Annotated in this window: 13 protein-coding genes; 8 read left to right on the forward strand and 5 right to left on the reverse strand. The window is 63.7% G+C overall.

Features of this window, described 5'->3' with window-relative positions; genetic code table 11:
* Positions 1-3: 3 nt before the first annotated feature.
* The 4 genes from NKI21_RS15925 to NKI21_RS15940 form a co-directional block, all read right to left on the reverse strand.
* The gene (locus tag NKI21_RS15925) at positions 4-1,029 is read right to left on the reverse strand and encodes a sulfate ABC transporter substrate-binding protein (RefSeq protein WP_127271865.1); all 1,026 of its coding nucleotides are present in this window, start codon (positions 1,027-1,029) and stop codon (positions 4-6) included.
* Positions 1,030-1,249: 220 nt separating this feature from the next.
* Entirely contained in the window at positions 1,250-1,906 is a 657-nt protein-coding gene (locus tag NKI21_RS15930) for a M15 family metallopeptidase (protein WP_502895930.1), read from the reverse strand.
* A 308-nt stretch (positions 1,907-2,214) separates the two neighbouring features.
* Positions 2,215-4,296, reverse strand: coding sequence for a penicillin-binding protein 1C (gene pbpC / locus NKI21_RS15935; protein WP_352441163.1), 2,082 nt, complete (start codon positions 4,294-4,296; stop codon positions 2,215-2,217).
* A gap of 174 nt (positions 4,297-4,470) precedes the next feature.
* Complete coding sequence (locus NKI21_RS15940) at positions 4,471-9,969, reverse strand: alpha-2-macroglobulin family protein (protein WP_352441162.1); 5,499 nt, start codon at positions 9,967-9,969, stop codon at positions 4,471-4,473.
* Positions 9,970-10,241: 272 nt separating this feature from the next.
* Here NKI21_RS15940 and NKI21_RS15945 point away from each other — a divergent pair, with 272 nt between their 5' ends.
* From NKI21_RS15945 to NKI21_RS15980, 8 genes are all read left to right on the forward strand, one after another.
* Positions 10,242-12,170 (forward strand): autotransporter assembly complex protein TamA, encoded by a 1,929-nt coding sequence (locus NKI21_RS15945; protein WP_352776006.1) that lies wholly within the window; start codon positions 10,242-10,244, stop codon positions 12,168-12,170.
* A gap of 3 nt (positions 12,171-12,173) precedes the next feature.
* The gene (locus tag NKI21_RS15950) at positions 12,174-18,227 is read left to right on the forward strand and encodes a translocation/assembly module TamB domain-containing protein (RefSeq protein WP_352441160.1); all 6,054 of its coding nucleotides are present in this window, start codon (positions 12,174-12,176) and stop codon (positions 18,225-18,227) included.
* Between the two features lie 266 nt (positions 18,228-18,493).
* Positions 18,494-20,146, forward strand: a complete 1,653-nt coding sequence (locus NKI21_RS15955) for an ABC transporter substrate-binding protein (RefSeq protein ID WP_352441159.1) — start codon at positions 18,494-18,496, stop codon at positions 20,144-20,146.
* Positions 20,147-20,374: 228 nt separating this feature from the next.
* Positions 20,375-21,409 carry an ABC transporter permease gene (locus NKI21_RS15960; protein WP_027035014.1) on the forward strand — a complete coding sequence of 345 codons (1,035 nt, stop codon included), beginning with the start codon at positions 20,375-20,377 and terminating at the stop codon, positions 21,407-21,409.
* Between the two features lie 12 nt (positions 21,410-21,421).
* Positions 21,422-22,579, forward strand: coding sequence for an ABC transporter permease (locus tag NKI21_RS15965; protein ID WP_023813215.1), 1,158 nt, complete (start codon positions 21,422-21,424; stop codon positions 22,577-22,579).
* A 67-nt stretch (positions 22,580-22,646) separates the two neighbouring features.
* The gene (locus NKI21_RS15970; RefSeq protein ID WP_128303439.1) at positions 22,647-24,995 is read left to right on the forward strand and encodes a dipeptide ABC transporter ATP-binding protein; all 2,349 of its coding nucleotides are present in this window, start codon (positions 22,647-22,649) and stop codon (positions 24,993-24,995) included.
* 118 nt (positions 24,996-25,113) lie between these two features.
* Positions 25,114-25,341, forward strand: coding sequence for a ribbon-helix-helix domain-containing protein (locus tag NKI21_RS15975; protein WP_023813213.1), 228 nt, complete (start codon positions 25,114-25,116; stop codon positions 25,339-25,341).
* Positions 25,338-25,775, forward strand: a complete 438-nt coding sequence (locus NKI21_RS15980) for a TA system VapC family ribonuclease toxin (RefSeq protein ID WP_023813212.1) — start codon at positions 25,338-25,340, stop codon at positions 25,773-25,775. Before NKI21_RS15975 ends, NKI21_RS15980 begins: the two co-directional genes overlap by 4 nt.
* 87 nt (positions 25,776-25,862) lie before the next feature.
* On the opposite strand, the gene NKI21_RS15985 is transcribed toward NKI21_RS15980, so the two are convergent.
* Positions 25,863-26,453, reverse strand: a complete 591-nt coding sequence (locus tag NKI21_RS15985) for a transglycosylase SLT domain-containing protein (RefSeq protein ID WP_352441157.1) — start codon at positions 26,451-26,453, stop codon at positions 25,863-25,865.
* Positions 26,454-26,560 lie beyond the last annotated feature (107 nt).

The following is a 26,560-nucleotide window of genomic DNA, read 5'->3' on the forward strand; positions in this document are numbered from 1 at the left end:
TGCTTACTGGGGCTTGTAGATCTGGTCGAATATACCACCATCGCCGAAATGATAAGGCTGTGCTTTTTTCCAGCCACCAAACTGTGGATCGTCGATGGTTACGAGCTTGATCGGCGGCAGCTTGGCGAGGTCTTCGGCCGGCACCAGATCGGGCTTGGCAGGACGATAATGGTTCTTGGCGATGATCGTCTGCGCTTCTTTGGAATAGAGCCAGCTCAGATAGGCTTCGGCGACCTTGCGCGTGCCCTTGGCATCGACATTGGCGTCGACCACCGCCACCGGCGGTTCTGCCAGGATCGAGGTCGGCGGGTAGACGATGTCGAAATTGTCGGCACCGAACTCGTCGAGCGCCAGATAGGCCTCGTTTTCCCAGGCGATAAGCACATCGCCCAAGCCCTTTTGCGCGAAGGTCACGGTCGAGCCGCGCGCGCCGGTGTCGAGCACCGGGGCATTGGCGTAGAGCTTGCCGACGAACTCCTTGGTCTTGGCCTCGTCGCCGCCGTCATTGGCGTTAGCGTAGGCCCAGGCGGCGAGATAGTTCCAGCGCGCGCCGCCGGAGGTTTTAGGATTAGGCGTAATCACCTGGACACCGTCCTTGACGAGGTCGCTCCAGTCGTGAATGCCTTTGGGATTGCCCTTGCGAACGAGGAAGATGATGGTCGAGGTGTAAGGCGCTGAATTGTTTTCGAATTTGGTGCGCCAGTCCGGATTGATCTTCTTCGCCTTCGAGACGATGGCATTGATGTCGCCTTCAAGTGCCAGCGTCACCACATCGGCGTCGAGGCCATCGATCACGGCGCGGGCCTGGGCGCCCGATCCGCCATGCGACTGCTGGACGGTGACCGTCTCTCCGGTCTCGGCCTTCCAATGCGCGACGAAAGCTTCGTCATAGGCCTTGTAGAGCTCGCGTGTCGGATCGTAGGACACGTTGAGAATGGTGGTATCGGCAAACGCGAAACCGAGCGTGCCGAACTGGACAGATGTGGCGACCAGTGCGCCGAGCAGTTTCCTGAAATGAGGTTTGGTCATTTCTGCCTCCGTTGAACCCGCGCCAAATCTACCGAATTGGTAGAAATTAGATGCATTCAATGTTGCCTTTTTTGCCCCTCTTGAGAAAATGTTCGACGCCATTTCGCCGTTAGGAGAAATATTTTCCTCTTGCGGCCAAAGGAAGAATCCATGGCCCGGCCACTCAGCCTATCTAGCAAGGGGCGGTGCCGAGGCAAGGTGTGGAATTTGGTCCGGTGCATCAATCGGCGGTGATGGGAAAGTCGAAACGCTGTCTGGCGAACGGTTCGCTTTTCAGCGTGAAGTGCCACCATTCCCTTGCATAGTTCTTGAAGCCGCCAGCGCGCATGGCGTCGACAAGCATCTTGCGGTTTGCCGCCGCTTCACTGGCAAGGCCGCGGTGGGCGGTTTCGCTCATCGGATCAAAGCAGTCGAAGCCGGTGCCGAAATCGAGCGTGTCGGCATCAACCGCGCCACAGGCCGGGTTGGGGCTGGACCTGCGGTCCGTCCGGGCGATGGCGACGTCGACGGTCGAGCCTCGTGAATGGGTCGACAGCTCTCCGACATAGCCGTTGGCGATCAGGTCGCTGCGCCTGACCTTCGGATACCATTGCGGATCGGGCGGCCCGCCCTCGCGCGTCCATTCATTCATGTCGGCGACGGCGCGGGCAGGGCGGTAGCAATCGAACAACACCAGGGTCAAGCCTTTGGCGGCGATCGCTTTCTGGACGGCGGACAGTGCCTTTGCCGCCTGCCCAGTGAGGATGCAGGCCGGGGCGTCATAGCCGTCCACCTTGCGATGCAGAAAATTATCCGATCCGGCGTAGCGTATGTCCTGGCGGATCGAGGGATCGACATCGGCGAGCCGGACAAAGCCGGCGGGCAGGGCATCGGCCAAAGCGGGGAGTGTGGTTGCCGCGATAAGGATTGTTGCTGCCAGTGCTGAGGCTGCTGACGATAGAAGATGGCGCGAGGCACCCCCCTCTGCCCTGCCGGGCATCTCCCCCGCAAGGGGGGAGATTGGCAGCTTTGCCGTTGCGTATTGTCTTTGACAGTTGGCGAAAGCGGAAAGGACATCCGATCTCCCTCCTTGCGGGGGAGATGGCCGGCAGGCCAGAGGGGGGTGCCTCGGAACAGGCATGGGGTGAGTATCCTGCTATCCGCTGAGCCTGTGGAAAGCCAATTCCATGAATCGCTTGGCGCGATCTATTCGACAAACACCTTCACACTCGCCGCACGCCCCGCGGCGTCGATGACGGTCAGTGTCGAATAGCCGGCGCCGTCGGGCTGCCAGGTCGCGGTGCGGCGACGGTCGATGCCAGTGAGCGGCTTGCCGTTGGCCAGCCAGCGGAACGGCGCGCGGCCGCCTTGCAGCTTCAGCACAAGCGGCGAGGCGTCGGCAGAGCTGGTGCCGAGATCGACGCGGGCGCCGTCGGGCGGGAAGATGATGGTCGGTGCGGGTTCGGTCACTGTCGCCTGCACCAGTCCGTCCGACCCGGCGCCGAAGCGGGCGAGCGTCACCGGGAGGTCCTCGCGCCTGGGGCTGAACATGCCGGGCGGTTTGCCCGGCAAGGGGACGGTGGCGATGCCCGAGCGGACAAAACCCTCGAACAGGATGGGAGCGGCCGAGACATAGCCGGAAAGGCCGGGCACCGCGCCGGCATCGGGGCGGCCGACCCAGACGCCCAGCACATAGCGGCCGTCGAAGCCGATCGACCAGGCGTCGCGGTATCCGTAGGACGTGCCGGTCTTGTAGGCGATGCCGCGCTGCAAGGCACCCTCGGGCGGCTTGACGCCCGACAATATGTCGATGATCTGCCAGTTGGCCTGACCGTCGAGGATGGTGGCGCTGGTGCGCTCGGCATTGGCAGGCTCGGTGCCATCATGCAGCGTGTGCGTCTTGCCGCCATTGGCGAGCCCTGTGTAGAGCTGGACGAGGTCGCGCAATGTCACCCCGACGCCGCCAAGACCGATGGCCAGGCCCGGGGCTTCGTTGACCGGCAGTATGGGGCTGACGCCGGCCTGGCGGAAGCGCGCCATCAGCCGCGTTGGCCCGACCGCGTCGAGCACGCGGATCGCCGGCACATTGAGCGACAATTGCAGCGCTTGCCGGATGCTGACATCGCCCTGGTAGCCCATATCGAAATTCTTCGGTCGGTAGCCGGAGAAATCGACGGGGCTGTCGTCGATCAGCGTTTCCTGCGCCACCAGGCCCTGTTCGAAGGCCAGACCGTAGATGAAGGGCTTCAGCGTCGAGCCGGGCGAGCGGACGATCTTTGTCATGTCGATCCAGCCGGAGCGGCTGGCGTCGAAGAAATTGGCCGAGCCGACTTCGCCAAGGATGTCGCCGGTGCGGGAGTCGGCCAGCACCATAGCGACCGACAGGCGAGGGCCGAGCTTGGTGGCCGCGTCCCTCGCCACCTGTTCCAGCCCCTCCTGGACGCTCTTGCGGATCGTCAGCTGCAAGGGCTGGCCGGGGACGGCCTTGGGCAACATCGCATAGGCGGCGTGCGCGGCGAGCGCCGGCAGCGTGCGGCGCAGGTCCGAGACATCGTCGAGGGCGGCCCGTGCGGCCTCGCGCTCGCCGAGCAGGCGGGAGGAGACCATTCGGGTCAGCACCCGGTCGCGGGTGGCGTGGGCGATCTTCAAATTGCGGTCGGGCCGGCGCTTTTCCGGCAGTTGCGGCAGAGCGACGAGCAGGGCGGATTCGGAAACGGTGAGCCGTTTCGGCTCCTTGCCGAAATAGGCGAGCGAGGCGGCGCGCACGCCTTCCAGATTGCCGCCATAAGGCGCCAGCGTCAGGTAGCGTTCGAGGATTTCGCGTTTCGACAATCGCCGCTCGATCTGGATGGCGCGCAGCATCTGCCTGACCTTGGAGCCGAGGCTGCGGCTTTCGCGCGGCTCGATCAGCCGGGCAAGCTGCATCGAAAGCGTCGAGCCGCCGGAGACGATGTGGCCGCTGGTGGCGAACTGGCCGGCGGCGCGGGCCAGCGCCAGCACGTCGACACCTCCATGGTCCCAGAAACGCTTGTCTTCATAGGTGACCAGCATGTCGACGAACTGCTTGTCGACCTGGTCGAGGCGGGTTTCGAGCCGCCAGTACCCGTCCGGCGTGGCAAAGGCGCGCAACAATTCGCCGTCGCGATCCTGGACTTCGGTGGAGACCGTGAGTTCGGCTGGAAGCGGGGGTGGGAAAGCACGGTCGAGTTCCCAGAGGCTGGCTGCGGAGAGCGCCAAAAGGCAGGCGCCCCCTGCGGCTCCAATAGCGAGTTTGCGAAGTATCTTCATGGCTGGAAAGACGCCCCCTCATCCGGCCGCTTCGCGGCCACCTTCTCCCCGATGGGGAGAAGAGACTGGCGCCGGCGCTGGTCGTCTCCTCTCCCCTCGGGGAGAGGTCGACCGAGCGAAGAGGAGGGCGGGTGAGGGGGCACTTTGCTTATCGCGTCCATCACCATCGGAGCCTTACGGCGCCTTGACCTCCATCATGCCGGTGGCGGTGCGGGCCGAATATTGCGGCCGGTACATGTCCTCCACCGTTGCCGCCGGGTGCGCATAGGTACCCGGCGTCACCGCGCGCACGACATAGGCGAGTGTCAGATTGTGGTCATGATCGCCATCGGCCGGGTTGAACGCCGCGACGAAACGGTCGTCGCGGAATTCGAGATGGGCCGCATCGGTCTGCGCCAGCCAGGAGAAGTTCGTCAGCTGGGCGCTGGAGACCAGGCCGGGATTGTCGATCTCGAAGCCGGCCGGCAACAGGTCGGTGACCAGCAGGCGCGACGGCCATTTGTTCTGCTCGTTGACCTTGAGCACGACGACATAGCGTTCGTTCTGCGTCGCCTCGGTGACATTGGCCTCGGTGCCGTCGAGCTTGTAGTAGGTGCGGCTGATGGTGAAGCCGTCGCCGCCGGCCGGCAAGGGCTGGACCGGCGACGCCACGGTGGTAACGACTGCCTGCAGCGGGGTCTTGCCGGTGTTGGCGATGGTCAGCGGGCTGTCGGCCAGGTCAGAGCCTTCCACCTGGTTGGAGTAGCCGCCGGAATGCGCCGCGCCATTGACGGCCAGCGTGATCGAATCATTGCCTTCCTTCAGCGCGCGGGCCGCAAGCAGCATCCAGGATTCGTCCTGGGTGCTGGTCCAGCGGGCTTCGGCGCGTTCCCTGGTCACCAGCTTGATCAGTTCCGGCACGATTGTCGGCACCGGCTTGGATTCCGCCGCCAGCGCCAGCATCGCCGCGCCATCACGCAGCCGCGAGCCGTAGTCGGAGCGGTAGTAGTCGTAGTCGGTGGTGGACTTTGCCAACTGCAAGGCAGTCTTGAAGGTGGCTTCGGCGCGCGGTGTATCGCCGTAGAGCGCCAGGCTTGCCGCCAGCTGGGCAACGGCCATCGGGCTTGAGAAAGCTTCGAGCTGGGTGTCCGCATAGTAGCGCAGGTCGCCGATCGAGGCCTTCTTGTTGCGGGCCAGAACGTAGAGGGCGTAGGCGATCTCGCTGCCACGGTCCTGGACGCTCTGGTCGTAGCCGAGCGAGTTCTGCAGATTGCTCAGCGCCTGGTTCATGGCCAGGCTCGGCACGTCGTATTTCTGCTCGCGCGCCCTGGTCAGGAAGTCCGTGACATAGGCATCGAGCCACAGATCGCCGGAGCCCGGACCCCACAGGCCGAAGCTGCCGCCCGAGGCCTGATAGCTCAGAACCTTGTAGATGGCGTCCTGGATGCGGCCATGGATATCGGGATCGCTGGCCATGCCGATGCCGGATGCCAACTCATTGACGTAGAGAAGCGGCATGGCGCGGCTGGTGGTCTGCTCGGCGCAACCATAGGGGTAGCGGTCGAGTGTCATCAGCAGCGACGGCACGTCGAAGGCTGCCGCCTGCGAAACGCCGACGCTGACGGAGGCGCCGTCAAGCAGGCTTGCCGCCAGCAGTTCCTTGTCGACGCGCAGCGCGCCGCCATTGCCCTTGAGGTCGACCACCAGCCGGGTGGTGACCGGCAATTGCGCCGGACGCACCGGTACATAGAGCGTCTGCTCGACCTTGGTGCCGTCGGCATGGGCGAGCTTGATGGTAAGCGAGGCATTGCCGGCCGTCTGTGCGATCAGCGGCACGGTCAGCGTCTGGCGCTTGCCCTGGGCGAGCGTCAGCTTCTGGGGCAGGGGCTTGTCGCCCGTCGACAGGTCGCCCGTCGTTTCGATCGAGAAGGCGTAGTCGCCGGCCGGACCATCGGTGTCGGCGACATCGATGCGCATGACGGCGGCGTCACCGGGCGCCAGGAAGCGCGGCAGTCCGGCGGTGATGACGACGGGATCGCGCACGATCACGTCGGACTGGGCGTGGCCGACCGCTTCCTTGGTCCAGGCGACGGCCATGACGCGCACGGTGCCGTTGAACTGTGGGATGTCGAAGTCGATCCGCGCCTTGCCGTCGGCGTCGAGCTCGACAGGACCGGAGAAGAAAGCGACCAGCTTTTCGGTCGGCGGGCTGCCTTGCGCCTGCATGTTGGCGCCGTCGCCGCCGGTCCTGAGCTTGCCGGTGTTGCCAAGCGAGCCGTCGATCAGGCGGCCGTATATGTCGCGGATTTCCATGCCCAGCATGCGCTGGCCGAAGAACCAGTTCTCCGGGTCCGGTACCTTGTAGTTGGTCAGGTTGAGGATGCCGACATCGACGGCGGCAACCATGACATAGGCATTGCTGCCCGGCTGCACGCCGGCGACCGAAACCGGGATCGACAGCTGTTGGCGCGGCATGGTCTTGTCCGGCGGCGTCAAGGTGACGGCCAGCTTCTTCGAGCCCGGATCGACCTTCAGCCATTTCACGCCGATGGCGCGCGCCGGCATGCGCGTTTCCTGCGCCTCGCCCGGCCGGAACAGGGTTGCCGTGACATAGGCGCCGGCACCCCAGTCGTCGCCGACCGGGATGTCGACCGTGCTGCCGCCGGCCGGCACGGATGCCGTGACGGTCTTCAACAGCTTGTCGGAACCGATGTTGATGAGAAGTTCGCCGGCAAAGTGCGGCGAGACTTTCAGCCTGGCCACTTCGCCGGCGGCATAATTGTCCTTGTCGAGGGCGATTTCGAGGCCGTCAGGCGTTTCGGTGGTGGTCGAGGAGACATACCAGCCGGCATCGAACTCGTAGCTTGTCGCCGGTCCCTCGGGATCCGATGTCTCGACTTCGAGGCGGTACTGACCCCAGTCGACCGGCACGGAGACCGTTGCGTCGCCGTCGGCGCTGAGGTCGACCTGGCCGTTGGCGATCGACTTGGTGAAGTTGACCGGCTCGTAGTTCCAGGAATTGTTGGAGCGGTACCACTGGTAATTGCGTTCGACCTTGACCAGCGTCCACTGCGCGCCTTTCAGCGCCTCGCGCTTGCCGTCGGGATCGACGGCGATCAGGCTGAACTTGGCGGTGCCACCCTGCGGCACTTCATTGTCGGCGAAATCCGGACGGATGCCGATCATATGGCCTTGCGGGCGGATGCCGATGTTGAGCGAGCGCTCTATGGCGCGGCCGCCGGATTCGCGCATCCTCACCGTCACCTTGGCGTCGACCAGCTTGGTGGTCGAGGGCAGTTGGTCGACGGAGACCGGGAAGGTCACCTTGCCGTCATCGCCGACCACCGGCAGATCGGCGAGGGGGGTGACCGTGGGTTCGGCCGACTGCTCGTCGGCGAGACCGAAGGAAAAGCCCTGGAAGCGGTCCCAGTCGCGCGACGTCGACAGCGTCAGCTCGCCTTCCAGCGCCAGGCCGGCCGCCGGAGCGCCATAGAGGAAGCGGCCGTCAATGTCGATATTGGCGGTTTCGCCCAGGGCGATTTCCTGCTTGTCGGCCTTCATGTCGAATTCGATGCGATCCGGTACGAAATCCTCGACCAGGAACATGTGGCTGGCCACCGCCGGCTGCTTGGGATCGGTGTAGATCGACACCGACCAGGTACCGCGCATGGCGTTGGGTTCGAGCGGCAGGTCGACGGCATGGCCGCCCGCGGATGCGCCGTCACTGACGATACGGCGGTTTTCGACACCGTCGGGGCGCGAGAAGATGAAGGTCAGCGGCAGGTTCTCGACTGCCTTGGCGGCGCCGTCGCGAGCAAGGGCCGCGACATGAACATCCTCGCCGGCGCGGTAGATACCGCGTTCGGTCCAGGCATAGACGTCAAGCGCACCGGGCGCCGCGCGCCCGGTGACGCCGCGGTCGGACAGATCGAAGCCGGCCCGGCCCATGTCGAGGAAGACGAAATCATTGTCGCCCTGCTTGGCCATCAGCACGGCCGGCACCATGCCGCCGTCGCCGCGCGTCAGGCCGGGGTTGAAGACGGCATGGCCGTCAGCATCCGATGTCGCCGTGCCGAGAACCTCATTGTTCCTGGCAACCAGGGTCAGTTCGGCGCCTGCTATCGGCTTGGCACTGCCCAGCGAACGGGCAAAGACATTGAGCCCGTCCTGGCCGGTATAAGTCGACAGGCCGATGTCGGAGACGACGAACCATTGCGTGGCCATCGAATTGTAGTCGTCGCTCTTGTCGTTGACGGCCTGGGCGGTCAGCACGTAAACGCCGGGCTTGCGCTGCGGCACCGCCTCGTCGACCGGGAAGGAGGTGGTGACCTCCTTGTTGAGATCATCGGCGATGTCGAGCTGGCCTTGCCAGACCGGCGCGCCCATCTGCTCGGAAATGTTGGAGATGTCATAGCCGTCGAGCTGGTGCAGGAACTGGTAGCCCGACAGAAGCTGGGCGAGCGAACGATCGCCGATGCGATAGAGCTTCATCTCGGCGGCGTTCATGTTGACGGTGACGATCGGAATGCCACGGCGCGCGCCAGCCGGCAGCACGAAGCTGTCACCGGTGAAGCGGGCGGACGGTGCGCGGTCCTGCACATAGATCGACAGCACCACGGGGGCCGCGGTCACTTCGCCGATTGCCGCCGGCAGGCCGGCGCGGAAGGTGACGTCGTAGTGCTGGCCATGCTCCAGTCCTTCGACGCAGATTTGCTTGTCCTTGGCCTCGACGCCCTTGGGCGGTGCATTGTCCACGGTGACGAACTGCGCGTAGTCGACGCCGGTCTTGACCAGATCCTCGGAGAATTGCACGCAGATGCGCGGCGCGCTGGTGTCAGCGTCGACGGTATGGTCGATGACGCGAAAACCCTTGCGGGCCTTGAGATCGGCATAGTCGGCCTGGACCGCCGGCGAAGGGTTCAGGGCAAGGCTGGCCTCATAGGCCTGCAGCGCCGGCCGGTAGAGATCGCGCTTGTCGAGCCCGTTGCCGAGCAGCGCCAGCACTTCGGCGCGCGTCTTGGCGGTGCGCAGCAATTTATAGGCATTGAAAGCGGCCGACGTGCCGTTCGCCGGCAAAGTGGATGCTTCGGAGGTGCTTGCGGCGGGCTGAACGGCCAGCGTTTCACGCGCCAGGTTGAGCCAGAGCTGGCCATCATCGGGCAGCACCGAGACCGCGGCCTCGTATTTCAGCATGGCGGAGCGGTGATCGCCGGTCAGCACGGCCTGTTCGGCGGCGTTATGCAAGGCAGCCATGCCTTCTGTAGGTCTGTCATAGGCCGGGCCGAGCAGCTTGTTGCGGTATTGCTGGGCCTGATCGGCCATCCAGTTGGGGAAGAAAGCGAGTTCCGGCGGCGCGCCGATATCAGGATCGCCATCGATGTTGACGACCTTGCCCGCGACCGCGCCGTTGAAGGTTTTCAGCTGGTTGTAGTCGGATTTGAGGAAGCACCATTTGGCTTTTTTGTTGTAGGTGAAGGCGCGGCAGGCCGGGTCTCCCAGGCACGTCGTCTTGCACTGGTCGATTGTCACATTCTGGTCGGACCTGAGATCAAAGCCGAAATAGTCGGAATTGTCCGTTGTCGCTATTCGCCGGGCCTCGGCCGCTTGCGCGGCGCTGCTCCAGGCCAGGACATTGGCCCAGGCGAAAAACAGAAGAATCAGGATAGACAGACCACGAGCCGCGCGCATTGCCATAACACCCCTCCAGACACAGCTGACGTCCGGGCATGATCAAGCTTCAGTCAGGCTTGTCAACACAAGGACGCGGCAGGGTTCCGCCTGCCAGCGGTTTCCTTTCCGGCCGATGACCGGTAGTACCTCCATAGGACAGGGGATCACGCATTCTTGCGGCGACGCAAAAGGTGTGAATTCCAAGCCCGCCCTATTTCAGACAATTGGATTGTGGCCCCTTTACGAGCGCTTCAGAACTTCATTCCAATTTTAGTTTTGTAATCTAGGTTGTCTTAATGCCGGCGCATGAAGAGCAGATGTCAGGAGGTCGCGCGCCAGGGCGTGCGCTTCCGCGCGCCCTGCTGCTGGCCATGATGTGCTCGACCGTGCTCGTCGCCGAATCGCGCCCGGCGGCCGCTTTCGAGCTTTTCGGCATCAAGCTGTGGGGATCGTCCAGCGACGAGGATGCCGATATCGTCGATCCCCTGCGCTACGCCGTGACCATCAATGCCCCCGACGCCGACAAGGATCTGGTCAAGAAGCTCGAAAATGCCTCGGCGCTGAAGAGTGACGAGGAGCGTCCGGTTTCAGGCTCGCTCGGGCTGATGGCCAAGGCGCGCAGCGACCGCGAACAGCTTGTCGCCGCGCTTTATGCCGATGCCCGTTACGAAGGCGTCGTCACCGTCACCATAGACGGCAAGCCGCTCGACGATTTGCCGCCGGATGCCGAATTCAAGGGGCCGCAGCCGGTTCCCGTGGTCATTGACATTGCCACCGGGCCGAAATTCACCTTGGGCAATATCCACCTTGAGGGCGATGCGGCAGGACTGATGAGCGCCGATTATGGCCTGATATCAGGCGGCGACGCCGGATCCGGCGCGGTGCTCAAGGCCGAGGCGCTGATCGTGCGGACGCTGAAGGAGCAAGGCAGACCGCTGGCCAAGGTGACAAACCGCCAGATCGTCGCCGACCATGCGACCTCGACGCTCGACGTGACGCTGACGGTCGCCGCCGGACCGGTCGCCGGCTACGGCCCGACCACGGTGGAAGGCACCGAGAAGGTCGACCGTGACTTCACCGAATACATGACCGGCCTCAAGCGCGGCCGGCAATATTCGCCGCAAGAAATCGACGACGCGCGCGACCGGCTGCTGGCGCTCGAGGTCTTCAACAGCGTGACGTTCAAGGAAGCCGACACGCTCGATGCCGACCGCAACATTCCGATCGGCGTCCAGGTAAGCGAGCGCAAGCCACGCTATTTCGGCGTCGGCGGCACTTTTTCCAACACCGAGGGGCTGGGCCTTGAGGGCTATTGGGGCCACCGCAATTTGTTCGGCCGGGCCGAGAAGCTGCGCATCGAGGGCAAGATCAGCGGCATCGGCAGCAACGATCTCGGCGAGCTCAACTACAATGCCGGCATCATGTTCGAAAAGCCGGGCGTGATCGGGCCGGCATCGAAGTTCTTCGCCAGCGTCAAGACGGTGCTCGAACATCCTGACGCCTACGACCATTTCTCGGTCAAGGGCAGTACCGGGCTGTCCTACGAACTGACGAAGAAGCAGACGGTTTCGGCGGAAGTGGCGCTCGACTATTCTCGCATCCACGACGCTTTCGGCAAACACAAATACCTGATCGCCAGCATTCCGCTGCAATATGTCTACGACAACCGGGACAACCGGCTGAACCCGACAAGCGGCTTCCGGGTGCTGGCCTATGCCGAGCCCAGCTACGACATTTTGAGCGGTGCGGCGTTCCTGAAGCTGAGGGGCGAAGGGTCGGCCTATCAGTCGCTGGATTCGGCTTCGAAGTTCGTCCTGGCCGAACGTGTCGCTATCGGTTCGATCGTCGGCACCAGCCTCGAACATGTGCCAGCCGACCGGCGCTTCTATTCCGGCGGCGGCGGTTCGGTGCGCGGCTATGCCTATCAGGGCATCGGACCCAAGGACTTCACCGGCCAGCCGATCGGCGGCCTGTCATTCTTCGAAACCTCGGTCGAGATGCGCATCGCCATCACGGACACGATCGGCATCGTGCCGTTCGTCGACGCCGGCACCGTATCGACCAAATCGGCTCCCGATTTCTCCGATGTCAAGGTCGGCGCCGGCGTCGGCCTGCGCTATGTCACGCCGTTCGGGCCACTGCGCATCGATGCCGCCGTGCCGCTCAACCGCGATCCGGGTGACCCGCATTTCGGCATCTATGCCGGCATCGGACAGGCATTCTGAGCGATGAAAACAGTCTGGCGCATCCTCCGCATTGTTCTCTACACGCTGCTGATCGTGGTTGCGGGAGCGATCGGCGCGCTGGTGATGCTGACCAAGACCGAGCGCGGCCGCGACAATCTCGCCGGCATCATTTCGCGGCTGGCCTCGAACGACGACCGCAAGATCACGGTCAGCGGCATAGACGGCATCTGGTCCGGGGCGCTCAGCGTCGATCATGTCGTGCTGGAGGATCGCGAGGGCGCCTGGCTGGTGGCGCGCAAGGTGGCCGTCGACTGGTCGCCGCTGGCGCTGCTGTCGAAAAGCTTCAGCGCCGACCGTATCGCTGCCGAGCGCATCGAACTGGCCCGCCTGCCGGTGGCCGGCACGCAACAGCCGGCGCCGAGCGGCACGACGACGCTGCCGGTTTCCATCGACATCAAGCAGATCGATCTGCCCGAGATCGCGCTTGGCCAGCAACTGGCCGGCAGCGGCATCGCAGAGCTTGCGGCCAAGGGATCGGTCAAGGCCGATGCCGCGCCACTGGCGGTCGAGACGGTGCTCTACATCACCCGCCATGACGGCAAGCAAGGTAATGTCGACGCCAAGATCCACTTTGCGCCGGCGGACAACAGGCTCGATCTCGACCTCAAGGCCTCGGAGCCGGCAGGCGGTATCATCGCCAACCTGCTCAAGCTGCCCGACACGCCGCCGGTCGACATAAATGTCTCGGGCACCGGGCCGCTCGCCAATTGGAACGGCATCGGCACGTTCTCGGTCGACGGCAAGATCGTCACCCAGCTGACGGGTCGCCACCAACTGACCGACAAGGGCAATCATATCGAGGCCAAGGGCGATGGCGATTTCGCTCGCTTCCTGCCTGAGAATCTCAAGCCGCTGTTTGCCGGCAAGACCAGTTTCGACATTGCCGGCACCGCCACATCGGCCGGTGGCGTCAGTGTCGACCGCGCCAACATCGACAGCGATGCGGTGCACGGCACCGCGACCGGCATTGTCGATCCTGCCGGCGCCAGCGACCTCTCGGTCGAACTCGCCGCCAAGGGGCCGCCCGTGGTGATCAGCGTCGGCAGCAAGGCGCAGCCGATCACGCTGGCGATCAGCAATGCCACCGCCCGCGCCTTCGGCGACGGCAAGGCGCCGATCATCGACGTCGGCGCCTCCTTCGTCTCCATCGTCGCCGGCGGCACGCGGCTGGATGATCTGGCGGCCCAGATCCATTCTGACGGTTTTGACATCCAGAACCGCGCCGGGCCGGTCACCGTCAAGCTGGAGGCGGGCGGCCTCAACACCGACGTGGCGACGCTGGCGCCGCTGATCACCGGCAAGATCGATGTCGACCTGGCCGGGTCGGTCAGCAAGGACGCCATTGCCATCGACCAGGGCACGCTGCGTTCCGACGCGCTCAACGCTTCGCTGACCGCGACGGTGGCGCTTGCCGACCTGTCGATGCAGCTCAAGATGAACGCGGATGCCGTGGCGACGGCCTTTCCGCCGCAGATCGCCTCGGTGCTCGGCGCTAGGGTGAAATTCTCGGCGAGCGCGGCCCGCGACCCGCAAGGGTCTTTCGCCGCCAACTCGATCGAGTTCACGTCCGGCACGCTCAGCGCCGCCGGCACGGCCAGCATGCAAGGCACCGACATCCAGGCCGACATCAAGGGCAAATTGGGCGACGTTTCCGTGCTGTCGCCGACAGTCGGCGTGCCGGTTGCCGGTGGCGTCGATTTCGCGCTGTCGGCAAGTGGCGCCATGACGGCGCCGGATTTCACCGTTACCGCCGACAGCGACAGCCTGACGGCATCGGGCCGCACGGTGAAGAGCATCAAGCTGACGGCAAGCGGCAAGGCCGATATCACCAGTCCCGCCGCCAACGTATCGCTGACCGGCTCCGTCAACGACCAGCCGCTCGACATCAAGGCAGCGCTGGTGACGAGCGAAGGCAAGCGTTCGATCAACGGATTCCTGGTCTCGCTGGGCGACAACAAGGTCTCGGGCGATCTCGCGCTCGACGACAAATTCATGCCGCTCGGCACGCTGACGCTCGATGCACCCGCTATCGACCAGCTGGCCGCACTTGCCGGCCAGGCAGTGACGGGCGACATCGACGGCACCATCCGCTTTGCCAAGGAGGGCGACGCACCCTCGGTCGCGATCGATGCGAAGAGCACGTCGATCGCGCGCGGTGAGGTGACGGCCAAGGCCATCACTGTCAATGCGCTGATCGCCAATTATCTCAAGGCGCCTGCGATCGCCGGTTCGATCAAGGCCGGCAGCGTCACCTCGGGAACCTCCGAAATCGGCGATATCGGCGTCGACCTGAAGCGCGATGGCGACTGGACCAATTTCACCGGCGGCGCCACCATAGCGGGCATTCCGGCAACCGCTGCCGGCCGGGTGAAGATCGCCGACGGCACGACCAGCGTCGAGATTGCCTCGGGCGAAGCCACTGTTCGCGGCATCAAGGCGGCAATCGCTCAGGCGTCGACAATGAGCATCGCCAACGGCACGACCAGCATCGAGAAACTGGCTCTCGATGTCGGCGGCGGTTCGGTGACGCTGTCGGGCACTGCCGGTCAGACGCTCGACCTCGCGGCGCAATTTTCGGCACTGCCCGCGGCGCTCGCCAATGAATTTTCGCCCGGCCTCGATGCTGTGGGCACGCTCAGCGGCACGGCTGGTGTGACCGGACCGCCAGCCGCTCCCGATGTCCGCTTCAATGCGCAACTGACCGGAATCGAAACCAGCCAGACCCGGCAGGCCGGGCTCGGGCTGCTCGCCGTCGATGCGGCCGGCAGCTACACCTTGGCCGGCGGCGTGATGCTCGATCAGGCGACGCTGACCGGCGACAAGATTTCCGGCAAGGCCGCCGGCACCCTCAACCCGAACGGCGCTAGCGATTTTGCGCTGGATCTCATATCATCCGGCCCCAGCCTGCCCCTGACTGTCGGCAGCGCCGAGAGTCCGGTCAAGATCGAGATCCAGTCGCTGTCGGCAAAGGTGGCGGGCGAGAGCACGCGGGCCCGCCTGGATATCTCCGCGATCCTGCCCTCGATCGTCACCAGTCCGGCGAGGGTGGAGGGGCTTGCCCTGGCGTTGCACTCGGATGCGTTCGATCTCAAGAACCGTGCAGGGCCGGTTTCCGGCACAGTGTCGGTGGACGAGGTCGGTCTCGACAATCCGGTGATCGCGCCGCTGATCGCCGGCAAGGTCACGGCAGCCGTCAGCGGCCGCCTGACGGCCGACCTGTTTGCCATCGACAGCGGCTCGCTCAAGAGCGATGCGTTGAACAGCCAGGTCGCCGGCCAGGTATCGCTGCGAGACGGTGCCATCGACCTCAATCTGAAGGCGGATGCCCCATCGTCGGCCTTGCCGGCGGCGGCGCGCGGCATGCTTGGCGAACGCGCTGAGATCAGCGCCACGCTGAAGCGCGATCCCAAGGGCAGCATCAACATAGGCGGATTGAAGTTGACCTCGGGTGCGCTGACTGCCGACGGGCAAGCCAGCCTTGCCGACAACAAGGTGGCCGCCGACATCAAGGGCGCGCTGAGCGACATCTCTCTGCTGTCGAAGGATGCCAAGGGCGCCATCGCCTTTGCGTTGAAGGCACAGGGGCCGGCCACCGCGCCGGACCTGTCACTGACGGTCGACAGCGACAGGCTGCTGGTGGCGGCGCGAGAGATCACCGGGTTGAAGCTGACCGCCACCGGCAAGGCCGATGCCGCCAATCCGGCAGCCAACGTGCAACTGACCGGCAATGTCGCCGGCCAGGCGCTGCAAGGCAGCGCGGTGCTGGCGACGGCTGACGGCAAGAGCGCCATCAACGGGCTGCTGCTGTCGCTCGGCAAGAACAGGATTTCAGGCGATCTGGCACTGGACGAGAAGTTCGTGCCGGTCGGCACCATCGCGCTCGACCTGCCTGATATCGGACCGCTGGCGGCACTGGCGCTGGAAAAGGCCGAAGGCGACGTACGCGGCACGATTGCCTTCTCGAAGAATGGCGCAGCACCCCAGGTCGCCATCAAGGCGGCGACAGCGTCGATTACGCGCGGCGACCTGCAGGCGAAAGCCGTCTCGATCGATGCGCTGGTCGCCAACTATCTGGCGGCGCCCGTGATCTCCGGAAAGATCCGCGCCGACACCGTCACGTCGGGCGGCACCGTGATCAGCGGCATCGATGTCGATTTGAAGCGCGACGGCGACTGGACCGGTTTTTCCGGCGGCGCCACAGTCAAGGGCATTCCGGCACAGGCTGCTGGCCGCGTGAAAGTGGCCAACGGCACGACGACCATCGAGCTTGCCTCCGGCCAGGCGACCGTCCAGGGCATCAAGGCGGCCATTGCCCAAGCCTCGACCGTCAGCATCGCCAATGGCACGACGACGCTGGACAGGCTGGTGCTCAACCTTGGCGGTGGTACGGCGACGGTAACCGGCAAGGTCGGCACGGCGCTCGACATCAACGCGACGCTGGCGCGGGTGCCGATGTCGCTTGCGAACAGTTTCTCGGCCGGCCTCGACGCCGCCGGCTCGATTTCGGGCACGGTGAAGGTGACGGGTGCGCCGGCCAGCCCTGCGGTCGCCTTCAATATCGATGCGGCCGGCGTGCAAACATCGCAGACCCGAGGCGCTGGTGTCGGGGCGGTGAGTGTTTCCTCGTCCGGCACCTTTGCCGCCAACAAGCTGGCCTTCACCGCCAATGTCAGCGATGGCGCCGGCCTTGGCCTCAAGGGCGGCGGCACCGTGACGACGGCCGGCACGCCGGCGCTGGTGCTCGACTTCAATGGCGCCGTGCCGTTCGGCCTGCTGAGCCAGAAGCTCGCCGCGCAAGGCATGTCGCTGACGGGCACGGCCAATGTCAACGTGCAGGTGCGCGGTCCCGCGACATCGCCCGTCATCGGCGGCAGCGTCAGCACCTCCGGTGCGCGCCTTGTCGATGCGCGCTCCGGCCTCGCCGTCAACGATCTCGCCGCCGATGTCACGATTGCCGGCGGCGTCGCCAGGATCAACCGGCTGACCGGAACGCTGTCGACGCGCGGCAGCCTGTCGGCCAGCGGCACGGTCGGCATCAACCCGGCGCAGGGTTTTCCGGCCGATTTGTCGATCAAGCTGGTCGACGGCCGCTATACGGACGGAAGGGTGGTGACCGCCAATCTCGGGGGCGACCTGACGATCAAGGGACCGCTGACCTCCGCACCGGTCATTGCCGGCACCGTGAATCTCGCCAAGACGGTGATCACGGTTCCGGACAAATTGCCGGGCTCGCTGGCGGCGCTCGACGTCAAGCACAAGAACGCGCCAGCTGCGGTCAAGGCACAGGACACGGCGCTGCGGCCGCCGACGACCAGCGGCAAGGGCGGCGGTAGCGGCCTTGCGCTCGATGTCACGGTCAACGCCCCGAACCAGATCTTCATCCAGGGCAGGGGCGTCGATGCCGAACTTGGCGGCTCGCTCAGGCTGACCGGCCCGGCCTCGTCGCCGCAAGCGGTCGGCACCTTCACCTTGCAGCGCGGACGGCTGTCGATCCTCGGCAAGCGGCTGACCTTCACCGAAGGCACGGTCGGGTTTTCCGGCTCGCTGGTGCCCTATCTCAATTTGACGGCGACCACGACGACGACCAGCGCCACCGTCACCATCGTGGTGTCGGGCGAAGCGACCAATCCGAAGTTCACCTTCTCCTCGGTGCCGGCGCTGCCCGAGGACGAGGTGCTGGCGCAATTGATCTTCGGCCGCTCGATGTCGAACCTGTCGCCGCTGCAGATCGCCCAGTTAGCCGAGGCCGCCGGGCAACTGGCCGGCGTCGGCGGCTCGACGTCGCTTCTGGAAAACCTGCGCAGCGCCATTGGCGTCGACGATCTCGACGTCACCACCGACGACCAGGGCGGCACGGCGGTTTCGGCGGGCAAATACCTCAACGACCGCACCTATGTCACGATCCAGAAGGGCGACAAGCCGGGCTCGGGCAAGGCTACGATCGACCTCAATGTCGGGCGCGGCGTCAAGCTGCGCGGCGAGGCCAACGATGCCGGCGAAGCCAAGGGCGGCATCTTCTACGAGAAGGAATACTGATAATTCGGCAGGGCTTTTGGCCTCATGATGGATCGATTCTGGCGCTGTTCGGGCTGGAGTAAATGTCTCAGTTTAATCGACTATCGAGATTCCAGAAGAATCCATCGGACAGTAGCAAATTTGCGCCAAGACTGTCGTTATCACGCGAACCGCTCCCCTTTCAAAGTTGCACATTCCCTAACATGTTCTCAATCCACGCCGTCTTTGACATCATGGCCTGGATGCGGAATGTTAAAAGGCGGAAAGCCAACAATGGGAGTTAAGTCATGACAATTTATAAGAGTAATGGCGATCGCGTTCCGGATCACATCCTGGCCATGGCCGAAGAAGCCAAGGCAGGCAAGGTGGACCGCCGCGAATTCCTGGCCATGGCCAGCGTCTTCGGCGCATCGACGGCAATGGCTTACGGCTTGCTCGGGCTCGCCGATCCGACGCCGGCGAAGGCCGAAGAGGTAAAGGGCAAGAAGGGCGGCACGCTGAAGATCGCCCAGTGGATCAAGGATCCCAAGGACCCGCGCAAGGCCGACTGGTCGGAAATCGCCAATGCCGAGCGCCAGGCGCTCGAGCCGTTGGTCAAGTACACGTCCGAATACACGTTCCGCCCCTATCTGCTGGAAAGCTGGGACGTCAACGACGATGCCACGCAGTACACGCTGCATGTGCGCAAGGGCGTCACCTGGTCGAATGGCGATGCCTTCACCGCCGCCGACGTCGTCTTCAACCTGAAGCGTTGGGCCGACAAGAAAGCCGAAGGCAATTCCATGCCAGGCCGTCTTGGCTCGCTGGTCAAGGACGACAAGCTCGACGAAAGCGCCGTGACCATGCCGGACGACCACACGGTCGTGCTGAAGCTCACCAAGCCGGACATCGCGCTGATTCCGAACATGTGCGACTATCCCGGCCTCATCGTCCACAAGACCTTCGACGAGAAGGGCGGCGACTTCAAGGCCTGCCCGATCGGCACCGGTCCGTTCGAACTCGTCTCCTACGATGTCGGTCAGAAGGTGGTCTACAAGCGCCGCACCGACGACAAGTGGTGGGATGGCGAAGTGTTCCTCGATGGCCTGGAATTCATCGACTACGGCACCGATCCGGCAGCCATGGTCAGCGCTTTCGAAGCCGGCGAAGTGCACACCAATTTCGAGACTTCGGCCGACTATGTGTCGATCCTCGACGGCATGGACCTGGTGAAGTCGGAGATCGTCACCGCGTCGACCATCGTCTGCCGCACCAACGTCAACAACAAGCCCTATGGCGACCAGAAGGTGCGCAACGCGCTGCAGCTTGCGGTCGACAACAATGTCGTCTTGCAGCTCGGCTACGGCAATGCCGGTTCGGTCGCCGAAAACCACCATGTCTGCTCGATCCATCCGGAATATTACGAGCTGCCCAAGGTTGCCCGTGATCCGGCCAAGGCGAAGGCGCTGATGGCGGAAGCCGGCCAGGCCGACTTCGAACACGAGCTGATCACCGTCGATGAGGACTGGCACAAGAACACCGGCGATGCGATCGCCGCCCAGCTGCGCGACGCCGGCATCAAGGTGAAGCGCACCGTTCTGCCGGGTTCGACGTTCTGGAACGACTGGACGAAGTATCCGCTGTCGATGACCAACTGGAACATGCGCCCGCTCGGCGTCCAGGTTCTGGCCATCGCCTATCGCACCGGCGAGGCCTGGAACGAGGCCGGCTGGTCGAATCCGGACTGGGATGCCAAGCTCAATGCGGCGCTCGCCGTTGCCGACGCCGCCAAGCGCAAGGAGATGATGAAGGAAATCGAGCAGATCCTGCAGGATTCCGGCATCATGATCCAGCCGTACTGGCGCAAGCTCTACAGCCACTCGGTCAAGGCGGTGCAGAACTACAAGATGCACCCGACCTTCGAGCGCGACTACGGCAAGATCTGGCTCGACCAGGCTTGATCGCACCGGCATTGGGGGAAGAGGCTCGCTCCCTTCCCCCGCTCTTTGCATCGTCCGTCCCTGCTGGTCCGCACTTTCTCAAAAAAGTTGCGGACTCGCGGGCAAGGCCATGCAACAAAAACAGGGTTGATCGCATCCGAAGGCCTGTTTGACAGCCAGCCCCGCCGGTCACGGTAGGGTTGGCTTTCATAGCCGGCTCAAACCCCAACCCATCGGCAGGGGGCCGCCATGCTTTCCTTCGTTATCAGGCGTCTTGGCACCATGGCATTGACGATGCTGTGCCTGACCATGGTCGTCTTCTTCCTGATCAACCTCGAACCCAATCTGAAGAAGCTGGCGATCAGTCAGACCGAAATGCATACGTCGGCCGAGCAGCTCGAGAGCTGGCTGGTCAATCATGGCTATCGGCAGAACTTCTTCGTCCGCTATGGGCAGTGGTTGGGCGTGGTGCCCAAGCAACCTGTGACAGACCCGGCGACCGGCAAGCCGGCGCAGCGTTTCTCCTTCTGCAACGATCCACTCGTGCCGACCTTCGCCGGCGTTTTCCAGGGCGATTTCGGCTGCTCGACCAAGTTCAAGGCGACCGTCGCCTCAAAACTGTTTCCGGCACTTGGCGCTACGGGCATCCTGATGTTCTGGGTGCTGGTGGTGATGGTGCCGATCTCGCTGCTGATCGGCATTCTGGCCGGCATGCGCGAGGGGTCGCGAACCGACCGCGTGCTGTCGGTGGCATCGATCGCCTCGACGGCGACGCCTGAATATGTGTCGGGCGTCATCTTCACCGTCATCTTCGCCTCATGGCTAGGCTGGCTGAACGGCTCGGCGGCTTCGGCCAGCCAGGGCATCACCTTCTATAATTTCACTTTGCCGGTGATGACGCTGGCGATTTACGGCATCGGCTACATCGCCCGCATGACGCGTGCCTCGATGGTCGAAGTGATGACGCAGCAATATATCCGCACTGCCAGGTTGAAGGGTCTTTCCTTCGGCAGCGTCGTGGTCAAACATGCCTTGCGCAACGCGCTGATCGCACCGTTCACCGTCATCATGCTGCAGTTTCCCTGGCTGCTCACCGGCGTCGTCATCGTCGAGGTGATGTTTCGTTACCAGGGCTTCGGCTACACGCTGGTCGAGGCGGCCGGCAACAACGACATCGACCTTTTGCTCGGCTGCTCGCTGGTCTCGGTGTTCATCGTCTTGATCACGCAGCTCATTTCCGATGTCGGCTACGCATTTCTCAATCCGCGTATCAGAGTTCAGTAGGGAGCGAAGCGGATGCCGGTTCAATACATCAGTGGCTTCACCGTCGTTCTCGAAGTGCTGTCGCGCTTCTGGCCGGTCTGGATCGCGCTCGTCATCGTCATGGGCGCGAGCTTCGCCTACAAGAAGAAGCTGGCGCTCTACGGCCAGCTGTTCGACAGCGGTGTCGGCATCGTCGGCGTCGGCATCTGCCTGTTCTGGCTGTTCACGGCAATCTTCGCCGCGACCGTTTCTCCCTTCGATCCGCTGGCCCAGATTCCCATCATGAAGGATGTGCTGCCGGGCGCCGTCGAACCGAAATCGGGGCTGACCTATCTGTTCGGCGGCGACAAGCTGGCGCGCGACGTGTTTTCGCGCATGGTCTATGGCAGCCAGATCGTGCTGATCATCGCGCCTGCGGCAACCGGCTTCGCGCTGATGGTCGGCATCACGCTCGGCCTGCCCGCCGGCTACTACGGCGGCAAGATCGACACCGTGCTGTCGTTCCTGGCCAATCTCGTGCTGGCCTTCCCTGTGATCCTGCTGTTCTACCTTTTGGTGACGCCGGGCATCATGGACACGCCGATCCCTTATGGCATGGCCGGCGTCTTCTTCCTGTTCCCGATCATCTTCTTCAGCGTGCTGTTCTGGACCCGCTACAAAAACCGGCCCGACCGGCTCTACATCCTGCTCGGCATCACCCTGATCCTCGGCGGCTGGATCTATGCCGGCCTGGTCTTCGACGCCGATCCGCTGAAGATCGTGCATATCGACCCCAACCAGCTCAATATCTTCGTGGCGGTGGTGTTCGCGTCCAGCCCCGGCGTGTTCCGCATCGTGCGTGGCTTGGTGATGGACATCAAGACGCGTGACTATGTGGCGGCGGCGCAGACGCGCGGTGAATCGCCCTGGTACATCATGCTATGGGAGATCCTGCCCAATGCGCGCGGGCCACTGATCGTCGACGCCTGCCTGCGCATCGGCTACACCACGATCCTGCTCGGCACGCTCGGTTATTTCGGCCTTGGCCTGGCGCCGGAAAGTCCGGACTGGGGCACTGCGATCAAGGACGCCAGCCGCCTGCTGCGCTCCTTCATCCACCCGGCGTTGCCGCCGACGATCGCACTGATGTCGTTCGTGCTGGGCTTGAACCTGCTCGCCGACTCGCTGCGCGAACAATCGATGAAAGACTGATCTCGCGGGTTTCGACCCGATGCGCCTGATAGAAACAGGCCTAGAAGAACCAGGATTGGAGCGACCCATGAACGAGGCAGTTCGAAATCCCGCGACGCCAACCAATGGGCCGGCCAACGCGCCGATCATCGAGATCGAGAACCTGTCGATCTCCTTCTTCACCCGCAAGGGCGAGATCCCGGCGGTCATGGATTTTTCCTGCACCGTCATGCCCGGCGAGGCGATGGGCATCGTCGGCGAATCCGGCTGCGGCAAGTCGACCGTGTCGCTCGGCATCATGCGCGACCTCTCCAACATCGGGAAGATCGTCGGCGGCAAGATCAAGTTCCAGGGCAAGGACATGGGCGAGCTCTCCGACGAGGAGTTGCGCTCCATTCGCGGCAACAAGATCGCGATGATCTACCAGGAGCCGATGGCGAGCCTGAACCCGGCGATGAAGGTCGGCCAGCAATTGATGGAAGTGCCGCTGATCCACGACAAGGTGTCGAAGGAAGAGGCCCATAAACGCGCGCTTGACATGGTGCGCGCGGTCAAGCTGCCTGATCCCGAGCGCATGATGCGCTCCTATCCGCACCAGCTCTCGGGCGGCCAGCAGCAACGCATCGTCATTGCCATGGCGCTGCTGTCGAAGCCGGCGCTGCTTTTGCTCGACGAACCGACGACGGCGCTCGACGTGACGGTGGAGGCCGGCATTGTCGACCTGGTCAAGGGGCTCGGCGAGAAGTTCGGCACGTCGATGATTTTCGTGTCGCACAATCTCGGCCTGATCCTGGAAACCTGCGACCGCATCACGGTTATGTATTCGGGCGAAGCGGTCGAAACGGGCAAGATCAAGGACGTGTTCGACCGGATGCGCCACCCTTATACGCAAGGGCTGTTCCGCTCGATCCCGCTGCCCGGCGCAGACAAGAATTCGCGGCCGCTAATTTCGATCCCCGGCCAGCTACCGCTGCCGCACGAGCGGCCCAAGGGCTGCAATTTCGGCCCTCGCTGCCACCATTTCGTCGAGGGCGTCTGCAACGCCGCCGAAATCCCGATGATCGAGGTCGCGGGCCACGAAGGCCATTTCTCGCGCTGCGTGCGCTTCAACGAGATCGACTGGGAGGCGCTGCCGCCCGGCGCCAAGAAGGTCAATGAGCGCGTCGTGCCCGGCGCTCCGGTGCTCAAGATCGAGGATCTCAGAAAATACTACAGGGTCGGCGGCAGCGAGGTGTTCGGCTCGAGCGAGGGCCGCGTCGTCAAGGCCAACGAGACGATCTCGTTCATGGCGCGGGAATCCGAGACGGTTGCCATCGTCGGCGAATCCGGCTGCGGAAAGTCGACGCTGGCCAAGGTGCTGCTTGGGCTGGAGACGGCAAGTGCCGGCACGGTGACGCTGGGCAACAAGGAAATCCAGTCGACGGGCATCGAGAAGCGGAGCGTCGACACGGTGTCGTCGATCCAGATGGTGTTCCAGAATCCGTTCGACACGCTCAATCCCAGCCATTCGGTCGGTTCGCAGATCATCCGCACGCTGGAGAAGTTCAATGTCGGCAAGACGGTTGCCGATCGCCGCAAGCGCATGCTGGAACTGCTCGACCTGGTGAAGCTGCCGCGGGCATTCGAAACCCGCAAGCCGCGCCAGCTATCGGGCGGCCAGAAGCAGCGCATCGGCGTGGCGCGCGCCTTTGCCGGCGACGCCAAGGTGGTGGTGGCCGACGAGCCGGTCTCGGCATTGGACGTGTCGGTGCAGGCGGCGGTGACCGAACTGCTGATGGACATCCAGCGCAAGAACAAGACGACAATGCTGTTCATCAGCCATGATCTGTCGGTCGTGCGCTACATCGCCGACCGCGTCGTGGTCATGTATCTCGGCTATATTGTCGAGCAAGGCACGACCGACCAGATCTTCGCGCCGCCCTACCATCCCTATACCGAGGCGCTGCTGTCGGCGATCCCGATCGCTGACACCAGCGTGGTCAAGCGGCACATCGTGCTGGAGGGCGACATTCCCTCGGCGATGAACCCACCGTCCGGCTGCCCGTTCCAGACCCGCTGCGGCTACAAGAAGCTGGTGCCTGACAATCTGTGCGAGACCAAGGTGCCACCGGTCAAGCATCTCGGCGGCGGCCATATGAGCCTGTGCTGGCTCTCCGACGACGTGCTGGCAACGATGGAGCCGGTGATCAAGTTCGACAAGGAGCACGCCGCGCACGAAGGCGTGCCGGATGACGCGCCGCATGGCGATGGCCCCGGTTTTGCCGGCACGCCACCGAAGCGTCCGCGCGGCAAGACGGGCAGCGCGGAAGCCGATGCAGCGAGGCAGGCCGGCGAGGAGACGGAAGCCGTTTCGAAAGCCCGCCGTCACGAGGTCCGCGACGAGGTTTCGGAAACCGGCGATACCCCAAAGCCGGGCGTTTCTAGGAAACCGAACTGACCGGCATCAGGCAATGCCATCAATTTCATATGCTGCGCAAAACATGCGTCCCTTGAGAATCTCAGTCTGTTGCTCTATGTGATGCGTGATGTTTGATGCTTGGAAAGGAGGACGAATTGTGAGAACGACACTTGCAATCGATGATGATGTCCTTCTTGCCGCCAAGGCTATGGCGCGGCAGCAGGATCGCAGCGTGGGAGAAGTCATTTCCGATCTGGTTCGCCGTTCGCTGCGTCGGCCGCAGGCGGGCGGTGAGCGCAACGGCATTCCCTTGCTTTCGTCGCGGCCCGGCGGGCCGATGGTCGATCTCGAAACGGTCAATGCGCTTCGCGACGAGCTGCCGTGACCTTCCTGCTCGACGTCAATGTGTTGATTGCGCTGATCGATCCGGCTCATGTCGCGCATGACGATGCCCATCGGTGGTTCGAATCCACCGGGCATCACTCATGGGCCACATGCCCCATCACCGAGAATGGCGTTATCAGGATCGTGGGCAACCCCAAATACCCCAACTCTCCTGGCTCCCCTGCCGTCGTCGCGCCGATCGTCGGCAAATTGCACGCACTTGCCGGACACCAGTTCTGGCCCGATGACATTAGCCTTGTCAGTTCCAGAGAGATCGACGCGGGCAAGATCCTGACTTCGACGCAAGTAACCGACAGTTATCTGCTGGCGCTGGCCAAGTCGCATGACGGCGAGTTGGCGACGTTCGACCGAAAGCTATCGACGACGGCGGTAAAATCAGGGAAGGCAATCCTTCATCTGATCCCAAGCAAGTGAATCGCTGAGATCTTTTCTGCTCGAGGGGCGACATCGCTTTTCGCAGCGCCAAGTGATTTCACTTGGCTGCGTAATGCTCCGGCAAAGTCAGTTGCCGCACTCGCTCAGTTGCTGCGCATAGTCCCGCGCCATCTTGTCGGTGGCCCGGGCATAGCCCTGGACGCCGGCATCGCCCCGGTTGCCGCGGCCATAGGCGGTCCAGCCGAGATAGTAGGCAAGATAGAGGTTGTAGGTATCGTTGCGGGCAACGCCATACCTGTCTGCGGTCTTGGAATGATACCAGCCGACAAAGTCGACGGCGTCGGCGAATTTCGTCCGCCGTGCCGCCCAGTTGCCGGTCTCGCGCTGATATTGCGACCAGGTGCCGTCCAGCGCCTGCGAGAAGCCGGTGGCCGACGAGACATGCTTCCACGGAATGAAGCCGAGCAGCTTGGTGCGTGGCGGCCGTGCATTGCTCTTGAAACCGGATTCTTTGCGCACCGTCGCCATCAGCACGGGAACGGGGATGCCGTATTTCTGCTGGGCGCGCTCGGCGGCCGACTGCCAGTTGTCGAACCAGCCGTCATTCTGGTCGAAGACGGCACAGACATTGTTGATGTGGCTGGGCGGCGTGGCGCAGGCCGAAAGCGCCAGCAGCACGCAAACCGCACCAATTTTACTAAAACTCGAACTACGCATGGGCAGAGCAATAGGCCGAAATCATAAAGGGAATCTTGCGGCGTCCGTTAACGCTTCGCCGGCGCAGTCTCTAAGGAAATCCAGTATCGATAATCCGACGCACTTCG

This window comes from Mesorhizobium sp. M0715 (assembly GCF_040320355.1).
Taxonomy (GTDB): Bacteria; Pseudomonadota; Alphaproteobacteria; order Rhizobiales; family Rhizobiaceae; genus Mesorhizobium.

Bases quoted from the DNA above. Each gene is read 5' to 3' on its own strand.
- NKI21_RS15925 (WP_127271865.1), bottom strand. From the start codon at position 1,029: ATGACCAAACCTCATTTCAGGAAACTGCTCGGCGCACTGGTCGCCACA.
- pbpC (WP_352441163.1), bottom strand. From the start codon at position 4,296: ATGAAGATACTTCGCAAACTCGCTATTGGAGCCGCAGGGGGCGCCTGC.
- NKI21_RS15940 (WP_352441162.1), bottom strand. From the start codon at position 9,969: ATGGCAATGCGCGCGGCTCGTGGTCTGTCTATCCTGATTCTTCTGTTT.
- NKI21_RS15945 (WP_352776006.1), top strand. From the start codon at position 10,242: ATGCCGGCGCATGAAGAGCAGATGTCAGGAGGTCGCGCGCCAGGGCGT.
- NKI21_RS15950 (WP_352441160.1), top strand. From the start codon at position 12,174: ATGAAAACAGTCTGGCGCATCCTCCGCATTGTTCTCTACACGCTGCTG.
- NKI21_RS15955 (WP_352441159.1), top strand. From the start codon at position 18,494: ATGACAATTTATAAGAGTAATGGCGATCGCGTTCCGGATCACATCCTG.
- NKI21_RS15960 (WP_027035014.1), top strand. From the start codon at position 20,375: ATGCTTTCCTTCGTTATCAGGCGTCTTGGCACCATGGCATTGACGATG.
- NKI21_RS15965 (WP_023813215.1), top strand. From the start codon at position 21,422: ATGCCGGTTCAATACATCAGTGGCTTCACCGTCGTTCTCGAAGTGCTG.
- NKI21_RS15970 (WP_128303439.1), top strand. From the start codon at position 22,647: ATGAACGAGGCAGTTCGAAATCCCGCGACGCCAACCAATGGGCCGGCC.
- NKI21_RS15985 (WP_352441157.1), bottom strand. From the start codon at position 26,453: ATGCGTAGTTCGAGTTTTAGTAAAATTGGTGCGGTTTGCGTGCTGCTG.